This window comes from Pseudomonas mandelii, from assembly GCF_006438925.1.
GTDB classification, from domain to species: Bacteria; Pseudomonadota; Gammaproteobacteria; order Pseudomonadales; family Pseudomonadaceae; genus Aquipseudomonas; species Aquipseudomonas mandelii_C.
Genome location: NZ_RCZA01000007.1, coordinates 390,172 through 416,861, shown reverse-complemented (window position 1 = coordinate 416,861; position 26,690 = coordinate 390,172). Strand labels below are relative to the sequence as shown.

Genomic DNA, 26,690 nt, shown 5'->3' with positions numbered 1-26,690 from the left:
GACCTGAAAAGGCACCAGATTGCGGTGTGTGAAGACGATACAAGTCGAAAATTCGAAACGAAACACACAAATCTATCGCATACCCATTCGCTGGAGCGTGATCCGTAAGGAGAACGACCTGGCTACCGAATTTCTTGACGACCATAGAGCATTGGAACCACCTGATCCCATCCCGAACTCAGCAGTGAAACGATGCATCGCCGATGGTAGTGTGGGGTTTCCCCATGTGAGAGTAGGTCATCGTCAAGATTAAATTCCGAAACCCCTATCTGCGTATGCAGGTAGGGGTTTTGTTTTGTCCGCAGGAAAGTGGCGTGACGACAAGGGACAGCCCATCGACTATCCCTGGTTCCAGCAGCATCGTTAGTGAAACTTTGGTAGAACGTATTCAGCTATTTCTTCAATAACCTCGGCAACTGGTCGTTCGCTACGACGCAGATGCAAGCCAACGTGCTGCACACCGGCTTCACGCAAAGCCTGAAGCTCATCAATCAATGCCAGCCTCCCGCAGCTGCCGCCAAAACGTACGCGTCGCATCGGTGCATGAGGATTGGCCGCCAGATCCAGGTGAACGAAGCTGATGTAGGGTTTATCGCCACCGACCTCTCGCCACAGTCCCACTCGGCGCCGATGCTCATCCGGAGTGCCGGGGTAGGCGAGCCAGCCGTCCATGTGTTGGCCGATCCACGCTGGGGATTGCTGACCAAGACCTGCGACCAACAATGGTACTGGCTGATCTCGCTCTGGTAACAGGCGAGCACCTTCCGGCAAGCGTCCTTCACCTTGGCTGCGCAACAACTCGACCGTATCGCGAAAGATCTCTCCCCGCTGATCGTAGTCCACACCAAACAACGGATACTCCATAGGTCGGTCGCCACTGGCCACACCCAGTAGTAGACGTCCATCACTCAGTTCATCAACACTGTTGGCTGCCTTGAGCGTTAACCAAGGTTGACGTAGCGGTAATACAACCGCCGCCGTACCCAGCATGACGTTGTCGGTGATCCCTGCCAGGTAGCCAAGGTAGGAAAAGGTTTCGAACACCTGTGCCGCATCACCAAAATTGGGATCATAAACCGGCACATCGCGTACCCACAGAGCGCCGAAACCAGCCTTGTCGGCGAGGCGCGCCATAGCGGCGTGCTGCTTCAGGTCCGGGACACCAAAAGGCCGGTCTTCGGCAATCCGCAGTCGCTGCCCATCGCTGGACCAATCGTTATCCAGCGGCAGTTCCAGCCCAATGGAAAATCCAGTTGAGCCCAGTAAACGTTGAAATCGTGGATGCATGAAAGACTCCAAAAAACAAAACGGAATGACATGCGCCCAGTATCTACAGGCCCTCCTTCAAGAAAAATGCACGAATGGGAATATCAATTTTGAGCTAAAAGCACGAATCATAAAAAAAACCGACCGTCGTTTTGGCCCTCAAGGACAACCGTTAGAGGAAATCGCACTAAAGTGACCGCCCGGTTTTTGGTATGGTGCAGCTCGTTTTTTAACGGACTGATTTCAAGCCTACGGATTGGCGCCCCCTTTACAGTCAAAGAGCTGCTGCAGAAATGCCCCAACCGATACCGATCAAGGACCACGAAAAAGAGACGCGCCTGGTCAACAAAAGACTGATGGCTTGCGCCCTGTTCGTTGTCGCCATTACCTGCGCGCTGGTCGTGCGCATGTATGTCCTGCAGGTGGTCGAATTTGACTACCACTCGACGATCTCAGAAAACAATCGCGTCCATGTCCTGCCGATCACCCCCACGCGCGGATTGATCTATGACCGCAACGGCGTGGTTCTGGCGGACAACCGTCCCAGCTTCAACCTGACCATCACCCGCGAACGCGCCTCCGATGTTAAAGAGGAACTGGATGAGGTGGTCAGCCTCCTGCACTTGCCGACCGAAGACCGCTCGTTGTTTGACAAGGCAATGAAGCAGGCGCGCCATCCATTCGTGCCGGTCACCTTGTTCTACGAGCTCAGCGAAGAACAGATCGCCGTGTTGGCGGTCAACGAGTTCCGTCTGCCGGGGATCGATGTAGAGCCACAATTCGTTCGCCACTACCCGATGGGTGCGCACTTTGCGCATTCGATCGGCTATGTCGGCCGCATCAACGAGAAAGAGTCCAAAGCCCTGGACACGGTGGAATACCGTGGCACTCAATCCATCGGCAAGACAGGCATCGAAAAATTCTACGAGTCGCAGCTGCACGGCCAGGTGGGTTACGAAGAAGTCGAAACCAACGCTCAGGGCCGGGTCCTGCGAGTGCTCAAGCACACTGATCCGATCCCGGGCAAAAACATCGTACTGAGCCTCGACGTCAACCTTCAGAAAGCCGCCGAGGAAGCCTTGGGTGATCGTCGCGGTTCGGTGGTCGCACTTGATCCGTCGACCGGAGAAGTGCTCGCGATGGTCAGCAAGCCAAGCTTCGACCCGAACCTGTTCGTCACCGGAATCAGCTTCAAGGAATACGCAGCGCTCCACGACTCGATCGACCGACCGCTGTTCAACCGCGTGCTGCGCGGCCTCTATGCACCGGGTTCGACCATTAAGCCGGAAGTGGCCATTGCCGGCCTCGACGCCGGCGTCGTTACCCCGCAGACCCGCGTCTTCGACCCCGGTTATTACCAACTCCCGGACTTCGATCACAAATACCGCAACTGGAACCACAGCGGCGATGGCTGGGTGGACATGGACGCGGCGATCATGCGCTCCAACGACACCTATTTCTACGACCTGGCCCACAAGCTGGGTATCGACCGACTGCATGACTACATGGCTATGTTCGGCCTCGGCGAGAAAGTCTCGCTGGACATGTTCGAAGAGTCTGCCGGCCTGATGCCATCGCAAGCCTGGAAGCGTGCCACGCGCCGTCAGGCATGGTTCCCGGGTGAGACCGTGATCCTCGGCATCGGCCAGGGTTACATGCAGGTCACTCCATTGCAGCTCGCCCAGGCCACTGCACTGATCGCCAACAAAGGTGTCTGGAATCGCCCGCACCTGGCCAAAACCGTGGACGGTGTTGCGCCAGTGGATGAGCATCCAATGCCAAACATCCTGTTGAAAGACCCGCGTGACTGGGAGCAAGTCAACCACGGCATGCAAATGGTGATGCACGACGCTCGCGGGATTGCGCGGGCGGCAGCGCAGGGCGCTCAGTACCGCATCGCCGGCAAGAGTGGTACCGCGCAAGTGGTGGCGATCAAGCAAGGCGAGCGCTACAACCGGGCGAAAACCCTGGAGCGTAACCGCGACAACGCCTTGTTCGTCGGTTTTGCCCCGGCCGAACATCCGAAGATTGTCATCTCGGTGATGATCGAAAACGGCGAGGCCGGCGGTCGCGTCGCAGGTCCGGTGGTACGGCAGATCATGGATGCCTGGCTACTCGATCAGGACGGTCACTTGAAGCCGCAATACGCTACACCGAGCAAAGCACCGGGCGACCCTCACGTCTAAGCGATCAAGGCTTCACAACACAGGCTCACGAATACTGAGCATGTGCTGGAAGCTTTCGAGGAACACGGTTTCGGCCTGACTCATCTTCTGCTCGCGATTCCACAGCAGCTGGATATCGAAATCCACCACCCCATCTTCCGGCGGCAAACGCCAGAGCAAACCTTGCTCGACATCCCTTCGTACCAGGTGCGTCGGCAAACAGCCAATGCCGAACCCTGAACAGATCAAGCGATAAATCTCTTCGAAACTCGTCGATGAAGCGACGATCTTGCCGGTAAAGCCTTGCTGGTCGCGGAACAATGTCAGGGGTGAAAGATTGCCCCCGAGTTGGTCACTGGTGAAGCTGACAAAGTTCTCCGCCGCGAGCTGTTCCAGGGTCAGATTCTCTTGCCCGAACAGTCGATGACGCTGCCCACAAAAGTACGCATAAGTCTCACGAAACAGTACTCGCTGCTCCAATCGCGGCTGCGGTAAACGGCACAGGCCGACGCCAATGGTCGCGGTCTTTTGCAGCAGTGAACTGATGATGTTCGAGCTGCCCATCACTTCGACTTCAAACTCGATTTTCGGGTGCGTTTCGTGGAAATCGGCGAGAAATTCATCGTAATGCCGAGCTTGCACACCGCTGACGGTAAGGATGCGAATCTTGCCGACCACATCGTCGTTACGACTCTCCACCACCGTGCCCAGTCGTGAAATATCGCCGTAAATGTCCGCCGCAATGCGCAGGACTTCCTCCCCGGTTTCCGTCAGATCAAACCGTCGCCCGCTACGGGCAATCAACACACATTCCAATTGTTCCTCCAGCCGTTTCAGTGCCTGGCTGACGGCTGACTGCGTGATGTGCAATCGCGCGGCGGCCCGGCTCATGCTGCCTTCCTGACCGATCACCAAATAGGTGCGTAGCAGGTTCCAGTCGAGGCGGTCATTCAGAAAGCGGCGACCGACCCAAGGGTTAGAAGTGGAGGGCATAAAACTCCTGGTAGTAGCAAGGCTAATAGTAAAGATAAGAATTTGAAAATTGACTAATCCTGGCACGGAAGCGATAAAGCTAACAAGCGCCACAGAGTGCAACCCGTAAACAGCCTTCAGTACCTGCCCAAAACTATAAATACACAGGGTCCTTGCATGCACACTACCCCTCAACCGCGTCGAGCGGCGGCGGCAGCCTTCATTGGCACGACCATCGAGTTCTACGACTTCTACATCTATGCCACGGCGGCGGCGCTGGTGCTCGGGCAAGTGTTCTTTCCCAGCCACGACCCGGTGATGAGCACCCTGGCAGCGTTCGGCAGTTTCGCCGTCGGCTTCATCGCTCGCCCAATGGCCGGCATGGTTTTCGGTCATCTGGGTGATCGCCTCGGTCGCAAGAAAATGCTGCTGGTGACCATGGCCCTGATGGGTTTGGCGACCGCCGGCATCGGTCTGTTGCCCAGCTACGCCAGCGTCGGCATCTGGGCACCGGTCGGTCTGATTGTGCTGCGTTTGATCCAGGGCATTTCAGTCGGTGGCGAGTGGGGCGGGGCGGTGCTGATGGCCAGCGAGCATGCACCGGCCAAGCGCAAGATGTTCTATGCATCGTTCGCTCAACTCGGCAGCCCGGCCGGTTTACTGCTGGCGTTGATCGCCTTTCGTCTGGTCACCTCCCTCGAGTCTGAGGACTTCCTCGCCTGGGGCTGGCGTCTGCCATTTCTCGCCAGCGGTGTGTTGATGATGGTTGGCCTGATGATCCGTTCCGGCGTTCATGAGTCGCCGGAGTTCGCCAAGGCCCGGGACAACAACGAGACTTCCAAGTACCCGGTGAAGGACGTGATCCGCACCTGCTGGCGGCAAATCCTGTTTGCCGCCGCCGCCGTGACCATCGGTTCGGCCGGGTTCTTCTTTACCAACACTTTCATGATCACCTATGTCACCCAGTATCAGGGCATCGCACGTTCGACGATTCTCGATTGCCTGTTCCTGGTGACCGTCATTCAGCTGCTCTCGCAACCGCTCTCCGCGTTGCTGGCCGAACGCATCGGCGAAGGCCGCTTCCTCAAACTCGTCGCGCTGCTGTGCATGGTCACGCCGTACCCGATGTTCCTGCTGGTGGGTACGCAGAACATTGTGCTGATGACCGTCGGCATCGCGCTGGCGGTAGTGATTCTCTCGGCGCTGTATGCGGTGATCGCCGGTTACATGACCCAGGCATTCCCGGTGCACCTGCGCTACTCGGGCATTTCTATCGCCTACCAACTCAGCTGCGCGCTCGCCGGTGGTACTACGCCGCTGATCGGCACGCTGCTGGCGAGCAAGTTTTCCGGACAATGGCTGCCGTTGGCGGTGTACTTCACCTTGCTCTCGGCCTTGTCCTTGATCGGTGTTTGCGGGCTGGCCCGCCTGCGCGCCAACCCGGTCGTCACCCACGCTGCTAAAGAGGTGTATTCGTGAGTAAACCTGAACACATCGGCCCGGTTGAATGGCAAGCCCGTTGCGAATTGGCTGCCCTGTATCGCCTGGTCGCGCACTTTCGCATGACCGACCTGATCGACACCCACATCACCTTGCGTATTCCAGGGCCGGAGCACCATTTCCTGATCAACCGCTACGGGGTGATTTTCGACCGCATGCGTGCTTCGGACCTGGTGCGTATCGATCAGGACGGGCGAGTCGTTGACCCGGAATATGAAGGTCATCGGGTCAACGCCGCCGGCTTCGTCATTCACTCGGCGATCCACATGGCTCGCCCGGATCTCAACTGCGTGATTCACACCCACACGGCCGCCGGCATGGCGGTCGCCGCCCAGAAGCAAGGCTTGCTGCCGATCAGTCAACACGCGTTGAAGTTCTACGGCAAATTGGCGTATCACACCTATGAAGGCATTGCGCTGTCGCTGGATGAGCGCGAGCGTTTGATTGCCGATCTGGGCCCGCACCGGGCGATGATCCTGCGCAATCATGGACTGTTGGTCGGTGGTTCTGGTGTGGCCCAGGCGTTCCAGGAGATTCACTTTCTGGAGCGTGCCTGTCAGGCGCAAGTTGCGGCGTTGTCCGGTGGTTCGGCGTTGCATTACCCGTCCCCGGAAGTCTGTGCGCACACCGCCGAGCAGTTTGACCGCGATGAGCAGGACAACATCATCGACCTGGCCTGGGAGGCCGCCCTGACCCTGATCGAATCCCAGCGTGAGTCCTACTTATCGTGAAAACCGTCACCAACACCGTGGTTCTGCTGTCCCGCGACAGTCTTCTGCTCAAGCAATTGCAGGCTGCATTTGCCCGCAGTGCGTCGCAACTCACCACCGTGCTGGCGGATGATCCGTTGGCCAAGAATGCGCAGATTGCCGCGTGCTGGTTTCCCTTGCCAGGCAGCCTCGCCGCATTGCCGAATGTGCAAGTCATTCACTCGGTAGCCGCCGGCATCGATCACCTCGATCACGACCCGTCGTGCCCGGATCTGCCGATCTGCCGAGTGGTTGATCCCGGTCACCGCCAAGGCATGACCGAGTACGTGCGCTGGGCGGCGATTCACTATCACCGCGGCTTCGATCAAGTGCTGTTGCAGCAACAGGACCAGCGTTGGGAGCGGCCGCTGCAACGGGCGGCGGGGCAGTTCAAGGTCGGTGTGATGGGGCTGGGGTCGTTGGGCAGCGCCATTGCCCAGGACCTGGCCGCCGCCGGTTACGACGTTCGTGGTTGGGCACGTCGCAGCAAAGACTTGCCGGGCGTACAGACGTTCGCCGGTGCGGAAAAACTGAACCCGTTTCTCGATGGATTGGAGTTGTTGATCAACCTGTTGCCGCTGACCAGCGAAACCCGCGGCATCCTCGGCAGCGCAACGTTTGAGCGGCTCGCCAATGGCGCCGCGCTGGTCAATTGTGGTCGCGGCGGTCATCTGAATATCGATGACCTCGAACAGGCCCTGGCCCGAGGGAAACTGCGCGGCGCGTTGCTGGATGTTTTCGAACAAGAACCGCTGCCGGTCGATCACCGTCTCTGGGCAATGCCCGGCGTCACCATCACCCCGCACATGGCGTCCGCAGCCTCCCATGACTGTATCGCCGAACAAGTAGCAGAGAACTTTCGTCGTTTAAATACCGGTGAACCGTTATTGAATTGTGCGGACCGAACACTCGGTTATTAATAAGAAAGCGCCTTGCAAACTCGCCCATTGAATTGGGCGACTTATAACAATAATCCCTTATCTCGAACGTTTTACTGCCAGTTAAAACAATTAAATACGAGTTCTTGATGAACTCCTGGAGACAGTAATGAGCGATCTATCGCCTGTAGAAAAGTCCGGCGCACCTCCTGAAGTTGCAATCAGCATGAAGAAAGTTGCCGTGGCCAGTGTGATTGGCACCACGGTGGAATGGTACGACCTGTTTGTTTTCGCCACGGCTTCGGCGCTGGTGTTCAACAAAGTGTTCTTTCCGGATTTCGATCCGTTGATCGGTACATTACTGGCGTTCGGTACGTTTGCTTCGGCCTACCTGGCCCGGATTGTTGGTGCGGCCCTGTTTGGTCATTTCGGTGACCGTTTGGGACGCAAGTCGATGTTGTTGGTTTCGCTGTTGACCATGGGGGCCGCTACGTTCGCCATCGGGTTATTACCCAATTACGCGGCCATTGGTATCTGGGCGCCGATCTTGTTGTTGCTGCTGAGGGTGATTCAAGGCCTGGCGTTGGGTGGCGAGTGGGGCGGTGCGGTGCTGATGGCGGTGGAACATGCTCCCGCCAACAAACGCGGCTTGTACGGCTCGTGGGTACAGATCGGCGTCCCGGCCGGGACCATGATTGCCAACCTGGCCTTCTTGCTGATTGCCGCGTGGCTGTCCCCAGAAGACCTGTTGGCCTGGGGCTGGCGAATTCCGTTCCTGGCCAGCGTGCTGCTGATCGCCGTGGGCTTGTACATCCGCTTGAACATCGCGGAAACCCCGGCCTTCAACAAGGTCAAGGAAGCCGAAGTTCAAGTGAAAATGCCGCTGGCGGAAGTGTTTCGCAAGTACTGGAAACAAGTGGTGCTGGGCGGGATCGCCACCATGTCGACCGGGGCGTCGTTCAACATCATCGTTGCCTTCGGCCTGACGTACGGCACGCAGAATCTGGGGTTCAGCCGCAGCGTGATGCTTGGCGTGGTGTTGCTGTCCTGCGCCTGGTGCATCGTCATGTTGCCGGTGTTCGGCGCGTTGTCGGACCGCTATGGACGCAAGCCGATCATCGTGGCCGGCATCGTGGCCGAAGCGTTGGTGGCGTTCCCGTTGTTCTGGTTGATGGACACCAAAGAGTTGCCCTGTGTGATCTTCGGCTACCTGCTGTTGATGACTGCCTTCGCGGCCAATTACGGGCCGATCGCGACCTTCCTCGCCGAACTGTTCGGCACTCGGGTGCGCTATTCCGGGTTATCGATCAGCTACATGTTGTCCGGCCTGCTCGGCAGTGCGGCGACGCCCATCGTCACCACCGCATTGCTGGCGGCGACCGGCAAAGGCTCTTCAGTGGCCTGGTACATGATCGGTGCGGCGTTGATTTCGTTGGTGGCGCTGTTGTTGCTGACCGAGACCTTCAAGCGAGACATCAGCGAAGTCCCAGTTGCGGTTCCGGCCGACGATCCTGCCTTCGGCAAACCTGTCAAATCGGCTGCGGCCTGATCCATGGAGTTCAATAGCATGCGCAGAATTCAGTCAGCCCCGGGCTTCATCGGCCCGGTCGGCCCTTACTCCCAAGCGGTGGTCAGTGGCCACCTGGTGTTCACCGCCGGGCAGATCCCGGCGCAGAGCGGGCTCGATGACCAGCCCGCCCATTTCACCGAACAAGTGCGGCAAACCTTGCGCAATCTGGAGGCGATCCTGATTGAAGCCGGGTCTGACTTCAGTCATGTGATCAAGGTCAACGCGTACCTCACCGATCCCGCGCAGCTGGAGCCGTTCAACGCGGTGTATCGCGAGTTCCTCGGCCATGCGCCGCCGGCCAGGACCACGGTGTGTGTGGCGCTGTGGGGTGTGTCGCTGGAAATCGATTGTGTTGCCGAGTTGATCGCCAAGGAGGCGCAACATGGATGAATCGCAGCTGATCGAGCAGCTCAACGCAGTGAGTTTTCCGACCCTCGGGCATTTTCTCGAAGAGGGCTTTGCCGACTCGCAACTGCGGGCCATGGTGCCCAATGTGAAACTGGTCGGCCGGGCGCTGACCCTGAAACTGGTGGGCGCCGATGCCATCGCGGTCAACCAGGCCCTGGCGCTCATCCAGCCCGGCGATGTGCTGGTGATCGACACCGATGGCGACTGGCAACACGCACCTGTCGGCGCCGTCACCAGTTGCGCGGCACGTTGCGCGGGGGCGGTGGGCATTGTGGTGGACGGCGCAGTGACCGACTTGCTGGAACTGCGCGAGTCCGGGCTGCCGGTTTTCGCCCGCGGCACCAGCCTGCTGACCACCAAATTGCATGGCCGTGGCGACAGCCAGATCAATCAGCCGATTCACTGTGCCGGCGTCACGGTACATCCCGGTGATTGGGTGCTGGCGGACGACAACGGCGTACTGTTTCTCGATCCGGCGACCGCGCAAAACGTCATCGAGCGCGCGCTGGCATCGGACCGGGCAGAACCGCAACTGATGACCCGGTTAATGGCCGGCGAGCCGGTGTCCAGTGTCTTGAATATCAAACTCTCTTAATGACCGGCAGCCAGTCCAAAAACTGGCTGCTCAGGAACTTCAAAATAAATGAACAAACAACCGTTGGCACTTATTGCGATCGGCAGTGCTCTATTCAGTTCGTTAAGCATGGCGGACTTTATTAAAGACAGTAAAGCGACCCTCGGGATGCGTAACTTTTACTTCAATAACGATAATCGCGATGGCGCCGCGAACCCTTCCAGAACCGAAGAGTGGGCGCAGGGTTTCATGCTCAACTATCAGTCCGGATTCACCGAAGGCACTGTCGGCTTTGGCGTCGATGCGTTAGGCCTGCTGGGTATTCGCCTGGACAGCGGTGACGGTCGCCATGTCGGCAGTTCGATGATCCCCGACGATGGAAACGGCGCCGCCGAGCAATGGGAGCGTTTCGGGGCGACGGCGAAGATGCGCTTTGCCCAGACTGAAATGCGTTACGGCACGCTGACGCCGAAGTTGCCGATTCTGCAGGCCAACGACGGACGGCTGCTGCCGCAAACGTTCGAGGGCGGGCAGATCGTCTCCAATGACTTCGAGCACCTGACCCTGACCGGTGGCCATCTCGAACACGCGACGGGCCGTGGTTCCAGCGACAGCACCGGACTGGCCGTGGCTGGTGGCACCCGGGAAAGCAACGTGTTCAATTTTGCCGGTGTCGATTACAAGGTCACCGATGCGCTTCTGGCGCAGTATTACTACGCCAATCTCGAAGACTATTACCAACAGCATTTCGCTGGTCTGGTTCATAACCTGACACTGGGGGATTTCGGTGCGCTGAAAACCGATCTGCGCTACTTCAGGACCTCCGCCGACGGTGCCAATGACTCGGCCGCCGGGCGGGCCAGCGGCTACCGCACCAGCGGTTATACGCAGAACGGCGACGGCAAGATCGACAACAATACCTGGAGCCTGGCGTTCACCTGGAGCATCGGTGCTCACGCGCTGATGGCTGGTTATCAGCAGGTGTCCAGTGACAGCGGATTCGTGCAGCTCAACCAGGGTGGTTTGCCGGACAAAGGCGCTGGCGGCGCAAGCGTCTACCTGCTGACCGACCGCTACATCCAGAACTTCACCCGCGCCGGAGAGCGTACCGGTTTCGCCCAGTACAGCTACGATTTTGCTGCCCTTGGTGTGCCGGGGCTCAAGGCTTCGGCGATGTACCTCTCAGGCAGCGGAATCAAAACGGTGGCCGGACCTGAGCAAGAGGAATGGGAGCGGGACTTGAGCCTCGACTACGTGATCCAGAGCGGACCGTTGAAAAACGTCGCACTGGGTTGGCGCAATGGTGTGTCGCGCAGTGAAGCATCGCGCGATGCGGACCAGAACCGCTTGGTGGTCAGCTACAGTCTGCCGTTGTTCTGATCGGGCTACTCAGTCCAGCAAGCACTGTTGCAGGCTCTCGAGAAAAATCGTCTCGGCCCGGCTCATGCGCTGCTCGCGGTTCCACAGCAAATGAATGTCCACATCGGCAATCCCTTCGTGGGGCGGCAGGCGCCAGAGCAATCCGGCGTCGACGTCCGCCGCCACCACGTGCTCGGGTAAACAGCCGATCCCGTACCCGGCGATCACCAGTCGCCGGACTTCTTCCAGGCTCGGTGACGAGGCGACGATCCGTCCGCTGAAGCCTTGCTGATCACGAAAAATCGTCAGCGGCGAGAGCATGCCGCCGATCTGGTCGCTGGTGAAACTGACGAAATTCTCCCGCTGCAAATCCCCTTCGGCGACATTCTGCTGGCCGAACAGCGCATGGTGCTTGCCGCAGAAAAACGCATAGCGTTGACGCAGGAACAGTCGTTGTTCCAGGCGCGGTTGCGGGCGGCGATTGAGGCTCAGGCCGAGGGTCGCGGTTTTTTCCTGTAGGGCGCTGACGATGTCGGAGCTGCGCATCACGTCGACTTCCAGATCCACTCGCGGGTGCTGGCGATGAAAGTCCGCGAGGAAGTCATCGAAGCGCTCCGAAAAGATCCGGCTGATGATCAGCAAGCGAACCTTGCCGATCACTTCGTCGGCCGGTTGCTCCAGCACGCTGCTGACCTGGGACATCTGCCCGTAGATTTCCCCGGCCAGTTCGAAGATCTGCTCGCCGACTTCGGTCAGGGCAAACCGTGGCCCGCGACGGGCGATCAATTGTCGGCCCAATTGCTCCTCCAGACGCTTGAGCGCCTGGCTCACCGCCGGTTGCGTCAGGTGCAGTCGAGCGGCGGCGCGGCTGATGCTCAGCTCCTGACCGATCACCCGGAAGGTGCGCAGCAGGTTCCAGTCCAGACGGTCATTGAGCAGGCGTTGTACATCGCGTTCGGCCATGGCGGCTCTCGATTATAAGCTGGCGTAATAGTCCGCATAATAAATAGAAAATTGACTAATCATAGCCCCGAGACGATAAATCATCCCCAGACAGGCGCCGTCAGAGCGCCTTGATTTTGCAGTTTCACTCCTGCCAAAAAAATAACCAAAGGAGCCTGACCATGAAGCCTAACGCTTCGCCCCAGCCTCGCCGTGCTGCGGCTGCCGCATTCATCGGCACCATGATCGAGTGGTACGACTTTTACATCTACGCCACCGCCGCCGCGCTGGTGTTCGGCGCGCTGTTCTTCCCCTCCGACGACAAACTGTTCAGCACCATGGCCGCCTTCGGCACCTTCGCCGTGGGCTTCTTTGCGCGGCCGTTGGGCGGGATTATCTTCGGCCATATTGGCGACCGCATCGGCCGCAAGAAGTCGCTGATCATCACGTTGCTGATGATGGGCGTGGTCACGGTCTGCATCGGCTTGCTGCCGACCTACGCACAAATCGGCGCAGCCGCGCCGGTGCTGCTGATTCTGTTGCGCATCGTCCAGGGCATCGCCGTCGGTGGCGAGTGGGGCGGGGCGGTGTTGATGGCCGGCGAGCATGCGCCGAAAGGTCGACGCAACTTCTTCGCCTCCTTTGCGCAACTGGGCAGCCCGGCGGGTTTGATCCTGTCGTTGCTGGCCTTCAGCGTAGTCACCCGTCTGCCGGAAGAAGACCTGATGAGCTGGGGCTGGCGTCTGCCGTTCCTCGCCAGTTCGCTGTTGCTGCTGGTGGGCCTGGCGATTCGCCTGGGCGTGAATGAGTCGCCGGAGTTCCTCGCCAGCCGCGAACTGGCGCGCAAAAGTACACGCAAGGAGCAGGCACCGGTCATGGAAGTGCTGCGCACCGCATGGCGCCCGCTGCTGCTGTGCATCGGCGCCAATACTCTCGGGATCGCCGGGGTGTATTTCACCAACACCTTCATGATCGCCTACACCACCCAGCAACTCGAATTGCCGCGCTCGCTGATTCTTGAGTGCCTGTTTGTGGTGGCGATCATTCAGTTCTGCATTCAACCGTTGGCCGCGTGGGTCGCCGAGAAAATCGGCGCGACGCGATTCCTGTGCCTGATGTCGTTGCTGGCCATGGCCTCGCCGTACCCGATGTTCGTGCTGGTCAGCTCGGCCCAGGCGCCGCTGATCATCCTCGGCATCGCCCTGGCGGTGGTGTGCATGGCGTCGTTCTACGCGGTGATCGCCGGTTACGTCAGCGGCATGTTCGAGACCCGCGTGCGCTACACCGCGATCTCGTTGGCCTATCAGATTTGCGGCGCCGTGGCCGGTGGCCTGACGCCGCTGATCGGCACCTTGCTGGCGCATAAGTTCGCCGGCCAATGGTGGCCGCTGGCGGTGTTCTACAGCCTGATTGCCGCGACTTCGCTGATCTGTGTCCTGTCCCTTGCCCGTCGCCATGCCAGCGCTGAACGCCTCGAAATGGCCAACGCTTAATCAAAGTTTTTCAGGAGTAACTCATGTTGAAGATTAATGGCGAACGCCTCTGGGCGAGTCTGATGGCCATGGCCGAAATCGGCGCCACCGCCCGTGGTGGCAGCTGCCGCCTGGCCCTGAGCGATGAAGACAAGGCCGGCCGTGAACTGTTTTCCCACTGGTGTCGCGAAGCCGGCATGACCCTGAGCGTGGACGCCATCGGCAACCTGTTCGCCCGCCGCGCCGGCACCGACCCCGATGCCGCGCCCGTGATGATGGGCAGCCACCTCGACACCCAGCCTGAAGGCGGGCGTTTCGATGGCGTCTACGGCGTACTCGCCGGCCTGGAAGTGGTCCGTTGTCTCAACGACCTCGACATCCTGACCCGCAAACCACTGGAAGTGGCGGTCTGGACCAACGAAGAAGGCGCACGCTTCACCCCGGCGATGTTCGGCTCGGCGGTGTTCACCGGGATCATGCCACTGGACGCAGCGCTGGCGGTGCGTGACATCGACGGCATCAGCGTTGCCGAGGCGTTGCAGCGCACCGGTTACGCCGGCGAGCGCCCGTTTGGCGGCGCGGTGGATGCGTACTTTGAAGCGCACATCGAGCAAGGTCCGATCCTCGAAGACAACGCCAAAAGCATCGGCGTGGTCAGCGGCGGCCAGGCGATTCGCTGGCTCGACGTGCGGGTCGAAGGCATGGCCGCCCACGCCGGTACAACGCCGATGCCGTTGCGCAAAGACGCTTTGTATGGCGTGGCGCGGATGATCCAGGCCATCGAAGGTTTGGCCACCGATTTCGCCCCCGAAGGCCTGACCACCGTCGGCGAGTTGAGCATCAACAAATCGTCGCGCAACACCATTCCGGGGCTGGTGAATTTCACCGTCGACCTGCGTCATCACCGCGACGAAGCGATTGAGGCCATGGAGCAGCAAGTCCGCGAGCGGCTTCAGGCGATTGCCGATAGCCGAGGCTTGAACCTGACGATTACACCTCACTGGATCAGCCCGGCAACCCCGTTCGATGCCGATTGCGTGGCGGCCGTGCAGCAGGCGGTGGATGCGCTGGGCTACGCTCAGCAATCGATTGTCAGCGGTGCCGGGCATGATGCGATTCATCTGGCGCGGTACTGCCCGACGGCCATGGTGTTCATTCCATGCGTCGGCGGCTTGAGCCATAACGAAGCTGAAGACGTACTGCCCGAAGACGTGCGTCAGGGCACCGATGTGTTGCTCAACGCCGTGCTGAGCCGTGCTGGCAAAGTCGAATAAAACGCAATCCATGTGGGAGCGGGCTTGCTCGCGAAGAGGGAGTGTCAGTCGACATCATTGTTGAATGACACACCGCATTCGCGAGCAAGCTCGCTCCCACACTGACAGGTATTAATCCATGCGCAGTTTTTTCCACCCTGAACAATTGCTTCACCATCCACGCAGCTACTACTCCCGTGGGCAGATGCGCACACCACAAGAAGTGCCGGAGCGCGCTCAGCGGTTGGTCCAGGCGTCGCACTCGCTGGGCTTTAACGTCGAGCAGCCGGTCGATGCCGGGCTCGATCCGCTGCTGGCGGTCCACGGCGCGCCGTACCTGACGTTTTTGCAGGAAGCGCATCAGCGCTGGAAAGAGATCCCTGAGGATTGGGGCGACGAGGTGATGTCGAACATCTTCGTGCGCGAGCCCAATGCCCTGCGCGGGATTCTCGCCCAGGCTGCCCGCTATCTGGCGGATGGCAGTTGCCCGGTGGGTGAGCAGACCTGGCGTTCGGCCTATTGGTCGGCGCAAAGCGCCATTGCCGGCGCTCAGGCGTTGCTCGATGGCGAGCCGGCCGCTTACGCCTTGTGCCGTCCACCGGGACACCATGCCCGGGCCGAAGCGGCGGGTGGTTTCTGTTATGTGAACAATGCAGCGGTGGCGGCGCAGGTTCTGCGTGCCGGTTTTGAGCGAGTCGCGGTGCTCGACACCGACATGCACCACGGTCAGGGGATTCAGGAGATTTTCTACGAGCGCGATGACGTGCTCTACGTCTCGGTGCATGGCGATCCGACCAACTTCTATCCGGGGGTTGCCGGGTTCGCTGACGAGCGTGGTGTCGGGAAGGGCGAGGGCTTGAACCTCAATTTGCCGATGGCGCATGGCGCCAGTGAGGCGGATTTCCTGGGGCAATTGGACGTGGCATTGGCGGCGGTGAAAGACTTCGGCGCCGAGGTGCTGGTGTTGTCTTTGGGGTTCGATATTTTCGAGCTTGATCCGCAGAGCAAAGTGGCGGTGACCCGTGAAGGGTTTGCGCGGCTTGGGGAGCGGATTCGCAGCCTTGGGTTGCCGTGTCTGATTGTGCAGGAGGGCGGGTATCACCTGGAGAGTCTTGAGGATAATGCGCGGGCGTTTTTTGTGAACGCCGAGGTGTGGCAGCTCTGAGATCTTTGGTGTCTGGTAGATTACTATCGCGAGCAGGCTCGCTCCCACAGTTGACTGAGTTGAACCGCAGATTTGTGGACGACGCAGAACTTGTGGGAGCGAGCCTGCTCGCGATGAACGATAACGCGGTCCACCTGACGGAACACAAGCGCCGTAAGGCACTTGCCATCGCCCTGACGTTAACGTAAAGATTGCGGCAGGGCGCTGATCTTAAAAAAGCGCAAAGCGGACCGATCCGGAGCGCTTGATGACGCTAATAAAAACAACACCTCCCAAACTGCACCGCGAAGCCCGGCTGGCCCGGGAAAAGCTCCATCTCGAGGGCGAAGTCCCCGATGGCGTGTTGCGGGCGGAAATCGATGCGTCGTGGCGGCGTAGCCTGAGCCATGGCGTGCATTTCAATGCCAAGCACGAGTTGGCGCTGGAATCGAGCGCGAGCCTCGACGTGCTGTTGGCGAGCAATCGGCTGCTGATTGACGCGGCATTGCCGGCCATCGATTACCTGGCCGAACGTCAGGGCAAGGAAGGGCTGATCATCCTCGCCAATTCCGACGCCACCATTCTCGCCGTCGAAGGCCGCGCCGATCGCCTCAAGGGCAGCGGCCTGCAGGACATCACCCTCGGCGCCTGCTGGAGCGAAGCCGCTCGCGGCACCAACGCGCTGGGCACCGCACTGGTGGAAGCCCGGCCAACGATGATCGATTGCGGCGAACATTACCTCGATCGCCTGACTGATTTCTCCTGCACCTCGGTGCCGATCCATTGCCCTCAAGGCGACATCCTCGGCGTACTCGACCTGACCCGCGAAGGCCCGCTCGGTCGTGTCCACGACAGCACTGCGTTGCTGGCCATGGCCGTCAGCCAGATCGAAAGCCGAGTGTTCAACGCCAGTTATCCGGACGAGATCGTCCTGGCCTTCCACAGCCGTCGGCAATACCTCGAATCCCCTTGGCAAGGCCTCTTGGCGGTGAGCCTCGGCGGGCAGATTCTCGCCGTCAGCGCCCAGGCCTGTCAGTTACTCCACGCCGAGCGCTCGGCGCTGGTCGGTCGACGCTGTGAAGAGTTTCTGGGCGTCGATGGCCTGCAACTTCTGTCGCGTCTGCATCAGGGCGGTGTTGGCAGTCTGCAAACGGCCAAAGGCGAGTTCTTCTACAAAACCCTGCGTGCGCCGCAGCGTTCGATCAACGTCAGCACGCCGCCGCGCAGCACCGCGAAAACCGCCAAAGCACAACCGGATCTCGAATCCCTGGCCGGTAGCAATGTCCGTTATGCCCGAGCCTTGCGCATGGCCCGTCAAGGCCTGGCCAATGAGCTGCCGGTGTTGCTGCTGGGCGAAACCGGCACCGGTAAGGAAGTCATCGCCCGCGCCCTGCACATGGCCGGCACCCGCTGCGACAAACCCTTCGTCGCCGTGAACTGCGCGGCGATCCCCGAAGGCCTGATCGAGTCGGAATTGTTCGGCTACCGCGAAGGTGCGTTCACCGGCTCCCGTCGCGGCGGCATGATCGGTCGGCTGCAACAGGCCCATGGCGGCACCTTGTTTCTCGATGAAATCGGCGACATGCCATTGGCCTTGCAGGCCCGTCTGTTGCGGGTGTTGCAGGACCGTAAAGTGGCACCGTTAGGCGCCGGCGAAGAGCAAGACATCGACGTCGCACTGATCTGCGCTACGCATCGCGACCTCAAGCGACTGGTCGAAGAAAAACACTTCCGGGAGGATCTGTTTTATCGGGTCAACGGCATCAGCGTGATGCTCCCGGCCTTGCGCGAACGTGAGGATTTCAGCGGTCTGGTCGCTCGCCTGCTGGCCAAACTGGATGCGCCGGCGATGGTCCTGCATGACGATTTGAACCGCTTGCTCAGCGGCTATCACTGGCCGGGCAACATTCGCCAACTGGAAATGGTTTTACGCACGGCGCTGGCCATGCGCGAGCCGGGGGACACCGTACTCACCCTCGACCACTTGCCCGACAGCATGCTCGACGAGTTGAGCGCGACCGAGCGCCCTCAGTCAGGCAGCATCCGCGAAAATGAACTGGAGCTGATTCGCCAGTCCCTGGACACTCACCAGGGCAACGTCTCGGCCGCCGCCGACGCCTTGGGCATCAGCCGCGCGACCTTGTATCGCAAGCTCAAACAGTTGCGCTCGTGATGCAGCGCTTGATCGTTCGGCTGATCGACAGCCAAAACCCCGAAGCCCTGCAAGCCGCATTGCGCTGGCTCTACAGCTTCGTGCGGCCCCATCGTCTGGCGATTGCCGGGCTGCTCGGGTTATCGGTCTGCGCCTCGTTGCTGGTGTTGGTCCAACCTTGGCTGACCAAACTGCTGATCGACGATGGTTTGCTCGCACGCAACTTCCCCATGCTGGTGCTGATTGCCGGGTTGATGATCGTGGCCGGCCTGCTCGGAACGGGGTTGTCGGGGATCAACCGTTACCTGCACACGCGGCTATCCGGGCGGATTCTGTTTGCCCTGCGCGATGACCTTTATCGACATCTGCAAACCCTCTCGCCGAGTTTCTACGGACAGCGCCGAATCGGTGACCTGATGTCGCGCCTCGATGGCGACGTCGCGGAGATCCAGCGCTTTGCCGTGGACTCGTTGTTCTCGGCGGTATCGAGCGTGATCGGTCTGGTCTGCGCCGTGGCGATGCTGCTGACCCTGTCGTGGAAACTCTCGTTGCTGGCGCTGGTGCTGATTCCCCTCGACGTGCTTTGGCTGCGCTGGATGCGGCGCAAGGTCGAGCGCGATGTGCGGCAATTGCGCGAGCGCTCGGCGGACATGTCCTCGTTTATGGTCGAGACCTTGCCGGTGATGAAATTCATCCAGTCTGCCGGCCAGCAACAGCGTGAATCGCGGCGTCTGGAGACGTTGGGCCAAGGCTATATGAGCCAGTTGCTGCGCCTGCAAGTCACCGAGTTTTTCACCCAGGCGGTACCGGGCACACTGACGTCCCTGTCCCGCGCCTGCGCATTCCTGATCGGCGGATATTGGGTAGTGCAGGGGACTTGGCAACTGGGCGCGCTGATTGCGTTTTCCACCTATCTGGGGATGGCCGTTGGACCGGTTCAGAGCCTGCTGGGCCTCTATGTCGCGATTCAACGGATGACTGTCAGCCTCGGGCGCGTGATGGAGTTGCGCGGCGAAGAACCCACCGTTCTGACGCCGGTTACGCCGCAGCCGATGCCGACCTCCGGCGACCTGCGCTTCGACGACGTGCACTTCAGCCATCCCGGTCGCCCGACAACCCTGCGCGGCATCGAGGCGCGAATTCCTTACGGTTTGAAAGTCGCCCTGAGCGGCGGCTCCGGGGTCGGTAAATCGACCCTGATCGACCTGCTGCAACGGCACCACGACCCACAATCCGGCCGGGTGTTGCTGGGAGAGGTCGATCTGCGCGAACTGGACCTGTTCCAGCTGCGTCGGCGGATTGCCGTGGTCAGTCAGGACATCGTGCTGTTTCGCGGCAGCCTCGCCGACAATCTCGCCTACGCGGTGCCGGACGCCAGCCGTGAAGCGATTGCCGAAGTCGCACGGCTGGCGCAACTCGACAGCCTGATCGAATCCTTGCCCGAAGGCCTCGACAGTCCGTTGGGCGAACGTGGTCAGCAATTGTCCGGCGGGCAGAAACAGCGCATCGCCATCGCCCGGGCGCTGTTGCAGGACCCATTGATTCTGGTGCTGGACGAAGCGACTTCGGCGGTGGATGAAGCCACCGAGCGCGAAGTCATCGAAGCCATCGATCGACTGTTTGCCGGGCGTACGCGGATCCTCATCAGCCACCGTCCTTCAACTTTGGCGGATGCCGATTTGCGCTTTGAATTGCTCGACGGCGTCCTCACTTCAAAAACGGTGCTGCATGAAGCCTGAGCTGCGAATTGGTGTGGTGGACAGCGGTCACTCGGCGGCACAGCGGGTGCAGGTTATCGCCGGGCGGCGCTTCTCGTTGCTGGCAGATGGATTGGCCGAAGGCGACTTGCGCGACGATCCGCTGGGCCACGGCAGCGCGGTGATCGAGGCCATTGGTCGGCGGGCGCCTTCGGCGGTATTTTGCGTGGCTCAGTTGTTCGACCAGCGTGGGGTCACCAGCGCGTTGCAGATCGCTACGGCGATTGACTGGCTGGTGGCGCAGGACGTTCGGCTGATCAATTTGAGCCTCGGTCTGCGTCAGGATCGCAGCCTGTTGCGTGAAGCCTGTGCCGCGGCGGTAGCGCGCGGTGTTTTGCTGTGTGCGTCCAGCCCGGCGCAGGGCGAGGGCGTGTTTCCGGCGAATTATCCACAGGTGCTGCGAGTCACTGGCGATGCACGTTGCGCTGAACAGGAATGGTCGTGGCTCAACAGCGCTCAAGCGGATTTCGCCGCGTGTGTGCATGGCACCTATCCGGGGCAGTCCGGCGCCAGTCTCGGCTGTGCGGCGTTGAGCGGGCACATTGCGGGTTTCCTGGTTGCACATCCTGAGGCGAGCAACGAACACATCATCGAATGGCTTCGGGAGAATGCCCGCTATCGCGGCCCTGAACGGCGCTTCGGAGCATGATTTTGATTCTTGGCGCAGGGCCAGCGGGAGCGGCGGTTGCCTTGGGTTTGCGTCGGCTCGGTTATCCCGTGACGCTGGTCAGCGAATGGCGGCGGTTTGCGGCGCTGGAAGGTGTTTCCATTCGGGTGCTGGAGGCCTTGCGTGGTGCCGGGCTTCATCAGGCGCAGGCGGATGCGGCGCTGCCGTCCCAAAGACAGGTGTCATGGAACGGCCAGCAGCATGCGCAGAACATCGAATTTTTACTGGATCGCCCAAGCTTTGATCGAGGTTTGCGCGAGGATCTGCGCCTGGCTGGCGTTGAGCTGATCGAAGGCCGAGTGCTGACGGTGCAGTCATCGGTTTCGGGGCATCGGGTCGAGGTCGAAGGGCGCGAGGCGCTGCTGGCGGATTTTCTGGTTGAGGCGCGTGGGCGTCAGGCACCTGCGCTCGGCAAAGGGCTGCGCGGGCCGGAGACGGTCAGCCTGCTCAATCGCTGGCAAGGCACGCCGGGCAACACCGCCAGCGCCGTGGAAAGTCTTGAGGACGGCTGGGCGTGGATGGCTCGGCGAGCCGACGGTCAGTGTTACTGGCAGTGGACGGTGGACGTGGCCAGTGCTGAATTGCCGGGCAAGGCGATGTTGCTCGACTACTGTCGTCAGCGACGCCAAGGCTCGGCATTGGCCCGGGCGTTTTTCGGCGAAGAACCTGAGGTCGATCTACAGCTGCATGCCCGCAGCAGCACGGCGATTTTGTGCCCGCAGGTGTGTGGCGATAACTGGATTCGGGTCGGCGATGCGGCGATGGCGGTGGATCCGCTGTCGGGCAATGGGATTTTTCAGTCATTGTCCTCGGCGTTACAGGCGCCGACGGTGATTAACACGTTGTTGCGTAAACCCGAGCGAGCGGCGCTGGCTCAGCGCTTTCATCAGCAACGGGTGGAGCAGTTGTTTTTGCGTTTTGCGCGGATCGGGCGGGATTTTTATGCCGATGAGCAGCGTTGGTTGCAGCAGCCATTCTGGCTTGCAAGGCGGCAGTGGCCGGATGCTGAAGTGGCGCATGCCGAGGCGGATTTTTCCTCGTTGAGGATTGAGCGCGCGCCGGTGCTGCGCGATGGATTTGTGGATGAGGCCGAGGTGGTGATCACGGCGGATCAGCCGCTGGGGATCTGGCATGTGCAAGGGGTTGAGCTGGCGCCGTTGGTGCGGCGGTTGGGCTGCGAGCCTGCGGATCAGGTGTTGGCGGGGTTGACGGTGGAGCAGGGGCGGGTGATCAGGGGTTGGTTGTTGAGTCAGGGATATCGACCCCTCACCCTAACCCTCTCCCCAAAGGGGCGAGGGGACTGACCGAGGTGTTCTTAGAGCTACATCGACCTGAAATATCGAGTCGAACTCAGGTTCTGAAAACCATGAAGATCGGCTCCCTTTCCCCCTCTCCCCTATTGGGAGAGGGCTGGGGTGAGGGGTGGATTTTGAACCCACCCCAAAATCAAAAGATCGCAGGCTTCGCCAGCTCCTACAAAAGCTGATTCACAACTTGATCAACACCGACTTCAACTCGGTGTAATGCTCAATCGCCGCATACCCCATCTCACGTCCAACCCCGGACATCTTGTACCCACCAAACGGCAACGCCGGGTCCAGCGCGCTGTGGCAATTGACCCACACCGAACCCGACTTGATCCGCGGAATCATCCGGTGCACCGCCGCCAAATCGTTCGACCAGATACTCGCCCCAAGCCCATACGGACTGTCATTGGCCATGCGCAACGCATCGGCTTCATCATCGAACGGAATCGCCACCAGCACCGGCCCGAAGATCTCCTCCTGCACCAGCGAATGTTTCTGATCGACATCGACGATCACCGTCGGTTTGACGAAAAACCCTGGCCCGAACTGTTCGCCACCACAGGCGATCGTCGCGCCACTTTCCCGGCCCTTTTCGATGTAACCGTAAACCCGTTCCTGTTGGCGTGCGGAGATCAGCGGGCCCATGTCGACACTCGGGTCCATGCCGTTGCCGAGCTTCATGGCGTTGGCGATGTCGGCGATGTCCGCCACCACATTGTCGAAATGCTTACGCTGCACATACAGCCTGGAGCCTGCGCAGCACACCTGGCCCTGATTAAAGAAAATCGCGCTGGCGGCGCCCGCTGCGGCGGTCTTCAGGTCGGCGTCGGCCATGACGATGGTCGGCGATTTGCCGCCCAGTTCCAGGGTCACCCGGGTCATGGAATCCATGGCGATCTTGCCGATCTGCTTGCCCACGGCGGTGGAGCCGGTGAAGGTCAGCTTGTCCACCAGCGGATTGTGGGTCAGGGCGGAGCCTGCGGTGATGCCGGTGCCGGTGACCACGTTGAACACGCCTTCGGGGTAACCGGCTTCCAGCACCAGCTCGGCAAGCTTCAGCGCGGTCAGCGGGGTTTCGTCGGCGGGTTTGAGCACCACGGTGCAACCGGTGGCCAGGGCCGGGCCGAGTTTCCAGCAGGCCAGCAGCAGCGGGAAGTTCCAGGCGACGATGGCGCCGACCACGCCCACCGCTTCGCGACGGATGAAACTGTGGAATTGATCGTTAGGCATCAACGGCAACGACACTTCAACGCTGGAACCTTCGATCTTGGTCGCCCAACCGGCCATGTAGCGCAGGAAGTCGATGGACAGTTGCACATCCATCACCTGGGCCACCGCCGCACTTTTGCCGTTGTTCAGGCATTCCAGTTGCGCCAGCAGTTCGGCGTCGCGTTCCATCAGGTCGGCGAGTTTCCACAGCAGGTTCTGCCGCTCCCGAGGCCGGGTGCGGGTCCAGGCCGAATCATCGAAGGCCTGACGGGCGGCGAGTACCGCGCGGTCGACATCTTCAGGCGTGGCCCGCGGCACGACGCACAGCACTTCACCGGTGGCCGGGTTGTGCAGGGGCATGGTCTGGCCGTCGGCGGCCTCGACCCAGTCGCCGCCGATGAGCATGCGTGGGGCGCGCTGGATGAACGCCGAGGTGGCGGGAAGCAAATAAGGGAGGGGCATGACGAAACCTCTTGTTGTTCGTGAGAACAGGGCTTTCGCAATGGCTGTGCCAAGTGCCCACAAAGGCGGACAGCCCTCGGCTGACGGGGTTTTGGGGCACTCAAGGGCATCGCGGACGCTGTGAGGTTGTTGCAAATTGCGACAGCTGTGAGACGACGAGCAACCGAGTTGCGACCTTGAGGTAGCCAGTATTGAGGACTAGAATTTTTTGGGATCGGTGGGTGAAATGACGGACCGTTCATCCGGCAATATATCTGGCGTGAGGGAGGTAACGATGTTCCTTTCAACCCTGGAAATTCAAAACATCATTGAACACAGTTTTCTGCCGTCCGTTTGCACCTGCACCATGGCGGCGGACCAGTCCCTGACAATTCGGGTCTGCGACTGCATGACCGGCAAAGTGGATATAGTGGCCACCCACGTTCCCCTGTGGACACTGGACAGTCCCCATGCGATCGCGTCGCTGGTGGCGGACATGCAGCACGAGATCGACGTACACAAAAGCGTTCCCCCCACCTATGACATCTGAACCGGCGTCACGCCGCACCGTGGGAACGCGGTGCGGCCTGCGCCGATTACTCAGGCTGCAAATTCCCGGGAAATTTCTTCGAACGTGTTGCCATCCACGGCGGCCAACAGCTTTCTGTCGTCCTTGAGTGTCGCCAGGAAGGTCACTTCGGTTTCCTTGCCGGCCAGCATGAACCCGGCAATTGCGCCGATGGGCCCCAACAGCATGGCCCCGGCCACGCCAAAGCCGATGGCATCCTTGATGTTGTTGATCGAATCCTCGTCGGCCACTTCCACGCACTTGAACGATGAGAGCGGCAGGGTAATGCCGGGCCATGGGTGAAGCGACGTTCTGAGGGTGAAAACGCCGTCTCTGTACTCTCCATCACCCTGCAGAAAGTCCCCCGCCAGGACAGTGATGCTTGCCATTTTTTTATCCCCTGGTGGCAATCGGTGAACAACCATTTCGCGCTTGCAGAGGATGGGCGTCAATCGTCGGCCGATGAGCTGTTCCGGTCAGGCCATCTATGCTGTCTCAGACTGCAACACGTGTCGCGTTATTAGACGCAGGCGATCTCGTTCAGCGATGCCGAAAAGCAGTAATCTTCACGCAACGGCTTGATTTAAAAGGTAATTGTTAAGCTGGCACGCTCCGTGTATTGCTCATTGCAGACGTTTCTCTTGCCTCCGTCAGCGGTGCGCCGCCGACGGCAGAAACCATAAAAACGATAAGCCACAAAAATAAGAAAGCACTGTGCGAGGTTCGACGTTGATGAAGAGAAAACTCCGATCAGGCCTGAGTGCCAGTCTGCTGGCTGTGGCCGCTTGTGTGGCGCTGCATTCGCCTTACAGCCTGGCAGCCCGCGACGCTCAGACCATCCTCAAGGAAACCTGTCAGGGCTGTCATACCCCCGAAGCCGATAACGCCCTGAGCCGTATCAGCCACCAGCGCAAAACCCCTGAAGGCTGGCTGATGAGCATCGCCCGCATGCAAACCATGCACGGTTTGCAGATCAGCGATGACGACCGTCGCACCCTGGTCAAATACCTGGCCGACACCCAGGGCCTGGCCCCAAGCGAGACCGACGGCGTGCGTTATGCGCTGGAGCGTCGACTCAATACCGTCGAGAAGTTCGACGACCAGACCAGCCAGATGTGCGGCCGCTGCCATTCCGGTGCGCGGGTCGCCCTGCAACGGCGTCCGGCCCAGGAATGGGAGCGTCTGGTGAACTTCCACCTTGGCCATTGGCCGTCCCTGGAATACCAGGCTCTGGCGCGTGACCGCGACTGGTTCGACATTGCCCGCAAAGACATGGTGCCGCTGCTGGCCAAGCGTTATCCGCTGGACAACCCGGCCTGGAAAAAATGGCTGAGCACCGCACCGAAAGCTGAAGCGCTGGTCGGTGACTGGAGCTTCAGCGGCCACTTGCCGGGCAAGGGGGAAGTGGCCGGTGTGATGAGCGTCACGGCCGATGGCAACGACACGTTCAAGGTCAGCGTCAAAGGCCAATACGCCGACGGCAGCCCGTTCAATGGCGACGGCAGCGCGATTCTCTACACCGGTTACGAATGGCGCGGCAACGTGACCATCGATGGCGTGACCATGCGTCAGGTATTCGCCGCCCAAGGCAACGCGATGCAAGGCCGGATGTTCGAGGCCGAGCACGATGAGCGGGGTCTGGACTTCGTCGCCGCCAAGCAGGGCAGTAGTCGTCTGCTGGCGGTGCAGCCGGGTTACCTGAAGGCCGGCAGCGAAACTGAAGTAACCCTTGTCGGCAGCGGTCTCACCGGCAAACCGAACTTCGGCAAAGGCGTGGAAGTGGTCGAAGTACTGGAGCAAAGCCCGGAGCGCATACGCGTCAAGCTCAAGGCTGCCGCCAATGCTCAACCGGGTTTGCGCAACGTTACTGTCGGCACGCTGAAAGGCCCGACCCTGTCGGTCTACAGCAAAATCGCCGAAGTCAAAGTCGTGCCCGAGTTCTCGGTGGCGCGGATTGGCGAGGGCGGTGGTTCGACGCCGAAAGTCCAGGGCCGTTTTGATGCCGAAGCCTGGGGCAAGGGCGCTGACGGCAAGCCTTATCGCATCGGCGTGTTCCCGGCGCAGTGGTCGGTCGAAGCGTTCGACGACCGCGCCAAGGAAGACGAGGACGTCAAGTTCGCCGGCACCATGCAGGCTGACAGCGGCGTGTTTACACCGGGCGATGCCGGGCCAAACCCACAGCGCAAAATGTCCACCAACAATGCCGGCAATCTCAAGGTGATCGCCGCCGTCGACGACGCAGGGAAATCCCTGACCGGCGAAGGCCACATGATCGTCACTGTGCAACGCTGGAACAATCCACCCATTCCATGATTTTGAAAACGTGAGCTGGCTGAC

The 26,690-nt window shown here is 60.3% G+C and carries 22 protein-coding genes and 1 rRNA gene; 18 read left to right on the top strand and 5 right to left on the bottom strand.

The features are described 5' to 3' along the window. The first annotated feature begins 133 nt into the window (after positions 1–133). Positions 134–249: ribosomal RNA gene (gene rrf, locus EAH74_RS18915) — 5S ribosomal RNA — on the top strand. 114 nt (positions 250–363) lie between these two features. Here the strand turns inward: rrf and EAH74_RS18910 are convergent. Then, the gene (locus tag EAH74_RS18910) at positions 364–1,287 is read right to left on the bottom strand and encodes a TIGR03571 family LLM class oxidoreductase (RefSeq protein WP_140680312.1); all 924 of its coding nucleotides are present in this window, start codon (positions 1,285–1,287) and stop codon (positions 364–366) included. Positions 1,288–1,559: 272 nt separating this feature from the next. Between EAH74_RS18910 and mrdA the strand changes: the two genes are divergently transcribed. Continuing rightward, the gene (mrdA, locus tag EAH74_RS18905; RefSeq protein ID WP_140680310.1) at positions 1,560–3,452 is read left to right on the top strand and encodes a penicillin-binding protein 2; all 1,893 of its coding nucleotides are present in this window, start codon (positions 1,560–1,562) and stop codon (positions 3,450–3,452) included. A 12-nt stretch (positions 3,453–3,464) separates the two neighbouring features. Here the strand turns inward: mrdA and EAH74_RS18900 are convergent, their stop codons facing one another. Continuing rightward, the gene (locus EAH74_RS18900) at positions 3,465–4,424 is read right to left on the bottom strand and encodes a LysR family transcriptional regulator (protein ID WP_095131011.1); all 960 of its coding nucleotides are present in this window, start codon (positions 4,422–4,424) and stop codon (positions 3,465–3,467) included. A 156-nt stretch (positions 4,425–4,580) separates the two neighbouring features. On the opposite strand from EAH74_RS18900, the gene EAH74_RS18895 reads away from it, so the two are divergent. The 7 genes from EAH74_RS18895 (at position 4,581) to EAH74_RS18865 (ending at position 11,462) form a co-directional block, all read left to right on the top strand. Continuing rightward, complete coding sequence (locus tag EAH74_RS18895; protein ID WP_140680309.1) at positions 4,581–5,882, top strand: MFS transporter; 1,302 nt, start codon at positions 4,581–4,583, stop codon at positions 5,880–5,882. Further along, positions 5,879–6,634: a class II aldolase/adducin family protein gene (locus EAH74_RS18890; RefSeq protein ID WP_008145462.1), complete on the top strand. Its 756-nt coding sequence runs from the start codon at positions 5,879–5,881 to the stop codon at positions 6,632–6,634. Before EAH74_RS18895 ends, EAH74_RS18890 begins: the two co-directional genes overlap by 4 nt. Next, positions 6,631–7,572 carry a 2-hydroxyacid dehydrogenase gene (locus tag EAH74_RS18885; RefSeq protein ID WP_140680308.1) on the top strand — a complete coding sequence of 314 codons (942 nt, stop codon included), beginning with the start codon at positions 6,631–6,633 and terminating at the stop codon, positions 7,570–7,572. The genes EAH74_RS18890 and EAH74_RS18885 overlap by 4 nt, the downstream gene beginning before the upstream one ends. A gap of 127 nt (positions 7,573–7,699) precedes the next feature. Beyond that, entirely contained in the window at positions 7,700–9,079 is a 1,380-nt protein-coding gene (locus tag EAH74_RS18880) for an MFS transporter (RefSeq protein ID WP_140680307.1), read from the top strand. Between the two features lie 18 nt (positions 9,080–9,097). Continuing rightward, positions 9,098–9,490 carry a RidA family protein gene (locus tag EAH74_RS18875; RefSeq protein ID WP_033061193.1) on the top strand — a complete coding sequence of 131 codons (393 nt, stop codon included), beginning with the start codon at positions 9,098–9,100 and terminating at the stop codon, positions 9,488–9,490. Next, on the top strand, positions 9,483–10,103 hold the full coding sequence (locus EAH74_RS18870) for an RraA family protein (protein WP_140680306.1): 621 nt from the start codon (positions 9,483–9,485) through the stop codon (positions 10,101–10,103). The genes EAH74_RS18875 and EAH74_RS18870 overlap by 8 nt, the downstream gene beginning before the upstream one ends. A 48-nt stretch (positions 10,104–10,151) precedes the next feature. Then, positions 10,152–11,462 (top strand): OprD family porin, encoded by a 1,311-nt coding sequence (locus tag EAH74_RS18865; protein ID WP_140680305.1) that lies wholly within the window; start codon positions 10,152–10,154, stop codon positions 11,460–11,462. Positions 11,463–11,471: 9 nt separating this feature from the next. Here the strand turns inward: EAH74_RS18865 and EAH74_RS18860 are convergent, their stop codons facing one another. Beyond that, a complete protein-coding gene (locus EAH74_RS18860; protein ID WP_033061190.1) occupies positions 11,472–12,404 on the bottom strand; it encodes a LysR family transcriptional regulator in 933 nt (310 codons plus the stop codon). 161 nt (positions 12,405–12,565) lie between these two features. Between EAH74_RS18860 and EAH74_RS18855 the strand changes: the two genes are divergently transcribed. From EAH74_RS18855 to qhpG, 7 genes are all read left to right on the top strand, one after another. Further along, on the top strand, positions 12,566–13,876 hold the full coding sequence (locus EAH74_RS18855) for an MFS transporter (protein ID WP_140680303.1): 1,311 nt from the start codon (positions 12,566–12,568) through the stop codon (positions 13,874–13,876). Positions 13,877–13,899: 23 nt separating this feature from the next. After that, positions 13,900–15,129 carry a Zn-dependent hydrolase gene (locus tag EAH74_RS18850; protein ID WP_140680302.1) on the top strand — a complete coding sequence of 410 codons (1,230 nt, stop codon included), beginning with the start codon at positions 13,900–13,902 and terminating at the stop codon, positions 15,127–15,129. Between the two features lie 118 nt (positions 15,130–15,247). Then, complete coding sequence (locus tag EAH74_RS18840) at positions 15,248–16,273, top strand: histone deacetylase family protein (protein WP_140680301.1); 1,026 nt, start codon at positions 15,248–15,250, stop codon at positions 16,271–16,273. A gap of 247 nt (positions 16,274–16,520) precedes the next feature. Next, on the top strand, positions 16,521–18,425 hold the full coding sequence (locus tag EAH74_RS18835) for a sigma-54-dependent Fis family transcriptional regulator (RefSeq protein ID WP_140680300.1): 1,905 nt from the start codon (positions 16,521–16,523) through the stop codon (positions 18,423–18,425). Next, a complete protein-coding gene (locus tag EAH74_RS18830; RefSeq protein ID WP_140680299.1) occupies positions 18,425–20,143 on the top strand; it encodes an ABC transporter ATP-binding protein in 1,719 nt (572 codons plus the stop codon). The genes EAH74_RS18835 and EAH74_RS18830 overlap by 1 nt, the downstream gene beginning before the upstream one ends. Further along, positions 20,133–20,810, top strand: coding sequence for a subtilisin-like serine protease QhpE (gene qhpE / locus EAH74_RS18825; RefSeq protein ID WP_140680298.1), 678 nt, complete (start codon positions 20,133–20,135; stop codon positions 20,808–20,810). Before EAH74_RS18830 ends, qhpE begins: the two co-directional genes overlap by 11 nt. Then, a complete protein-coding gene (gene qhpG / locus EAH74_RS18820; RefSeq protein WP_140680296.1) occupies positions 20,807–22,132 on the top strand; it encodes a flavin-dependent monooxygenase QhpG in 1,326 nt (441 codons plus the stop codon). The genes qhpE and qhpG overlap by 4 nt, the downstream gene beginning before the upstream one ends. 183 nt (positions 22,133–22,315) lie before the next feature. Here qhpG and EAH74_RS18815 read toward each other — a convergent pair whose 3' ends face one another. Continuing rightward, positions 22,316–23,806 carry an aldehyde dehydrogenase family protein gene (locus EAH74_RS18815; protein WP_140680295.1) on the bottom strand — a complete coding sequence of 497 codons (1,491 nt, stop codon included), beginning with the start codon at positions 23,804–23,806 and terminating at the stop codon, positions 22,316–22,318. A gap of 274 nt (positions 23,807–24,080) precedes the next feature. Between EAH74_RS18815 and EAH74_RS18810 the strand changes: the two genes are divergently transcribed. Further along, positions 24,081–24,335: a DUF1652 domain-containing protein gene (locus tag EAH74_RS18810; protein ID WP_046048402.1), complete on the top strand. Its 255-nt coding sequence runs from the start codon at positions 24,081–24,083 to the stop codon at positions 24,333–24,335. A 50-nt stretch (positions 24,336–24,385) separates the two neighbouring features. On the opposite strand, the gene EAH74_RS18805 is transcribed toward EAH74_RS18810, so the two are convergent. Next, positions 24,386–24,742: a hypothetical protein gene (locus EAH74_RS18805; RefSeq protein ID WP_140680294.1), complete on the bottom strand. Its 357-nt coding sequence runs from the start codon at positions 24,740–24,742 to the stop codon at positions 24,386–24,388. Positions 24,743–25,085: 343 nt separating this feature from the next. On the opposite strand from EAH74_RS18805, the gene peaA reads away from it, so the two are divergent. Further along, positions 25,086–26,666: a quinohemoprotein amine dehydrogenase subunit alpha gene (peaA, locus tag EAH74_RS18800; RefSeq protein WP_140680293.1), complete on the top strand. Its 1,581-nt coding sequence runs from the start codon at positions 25,086–25,088 to the stop codon at positions 26,664–26,666. Positions 26,667–26,690 lie beyond the last annotated feature (24 nt).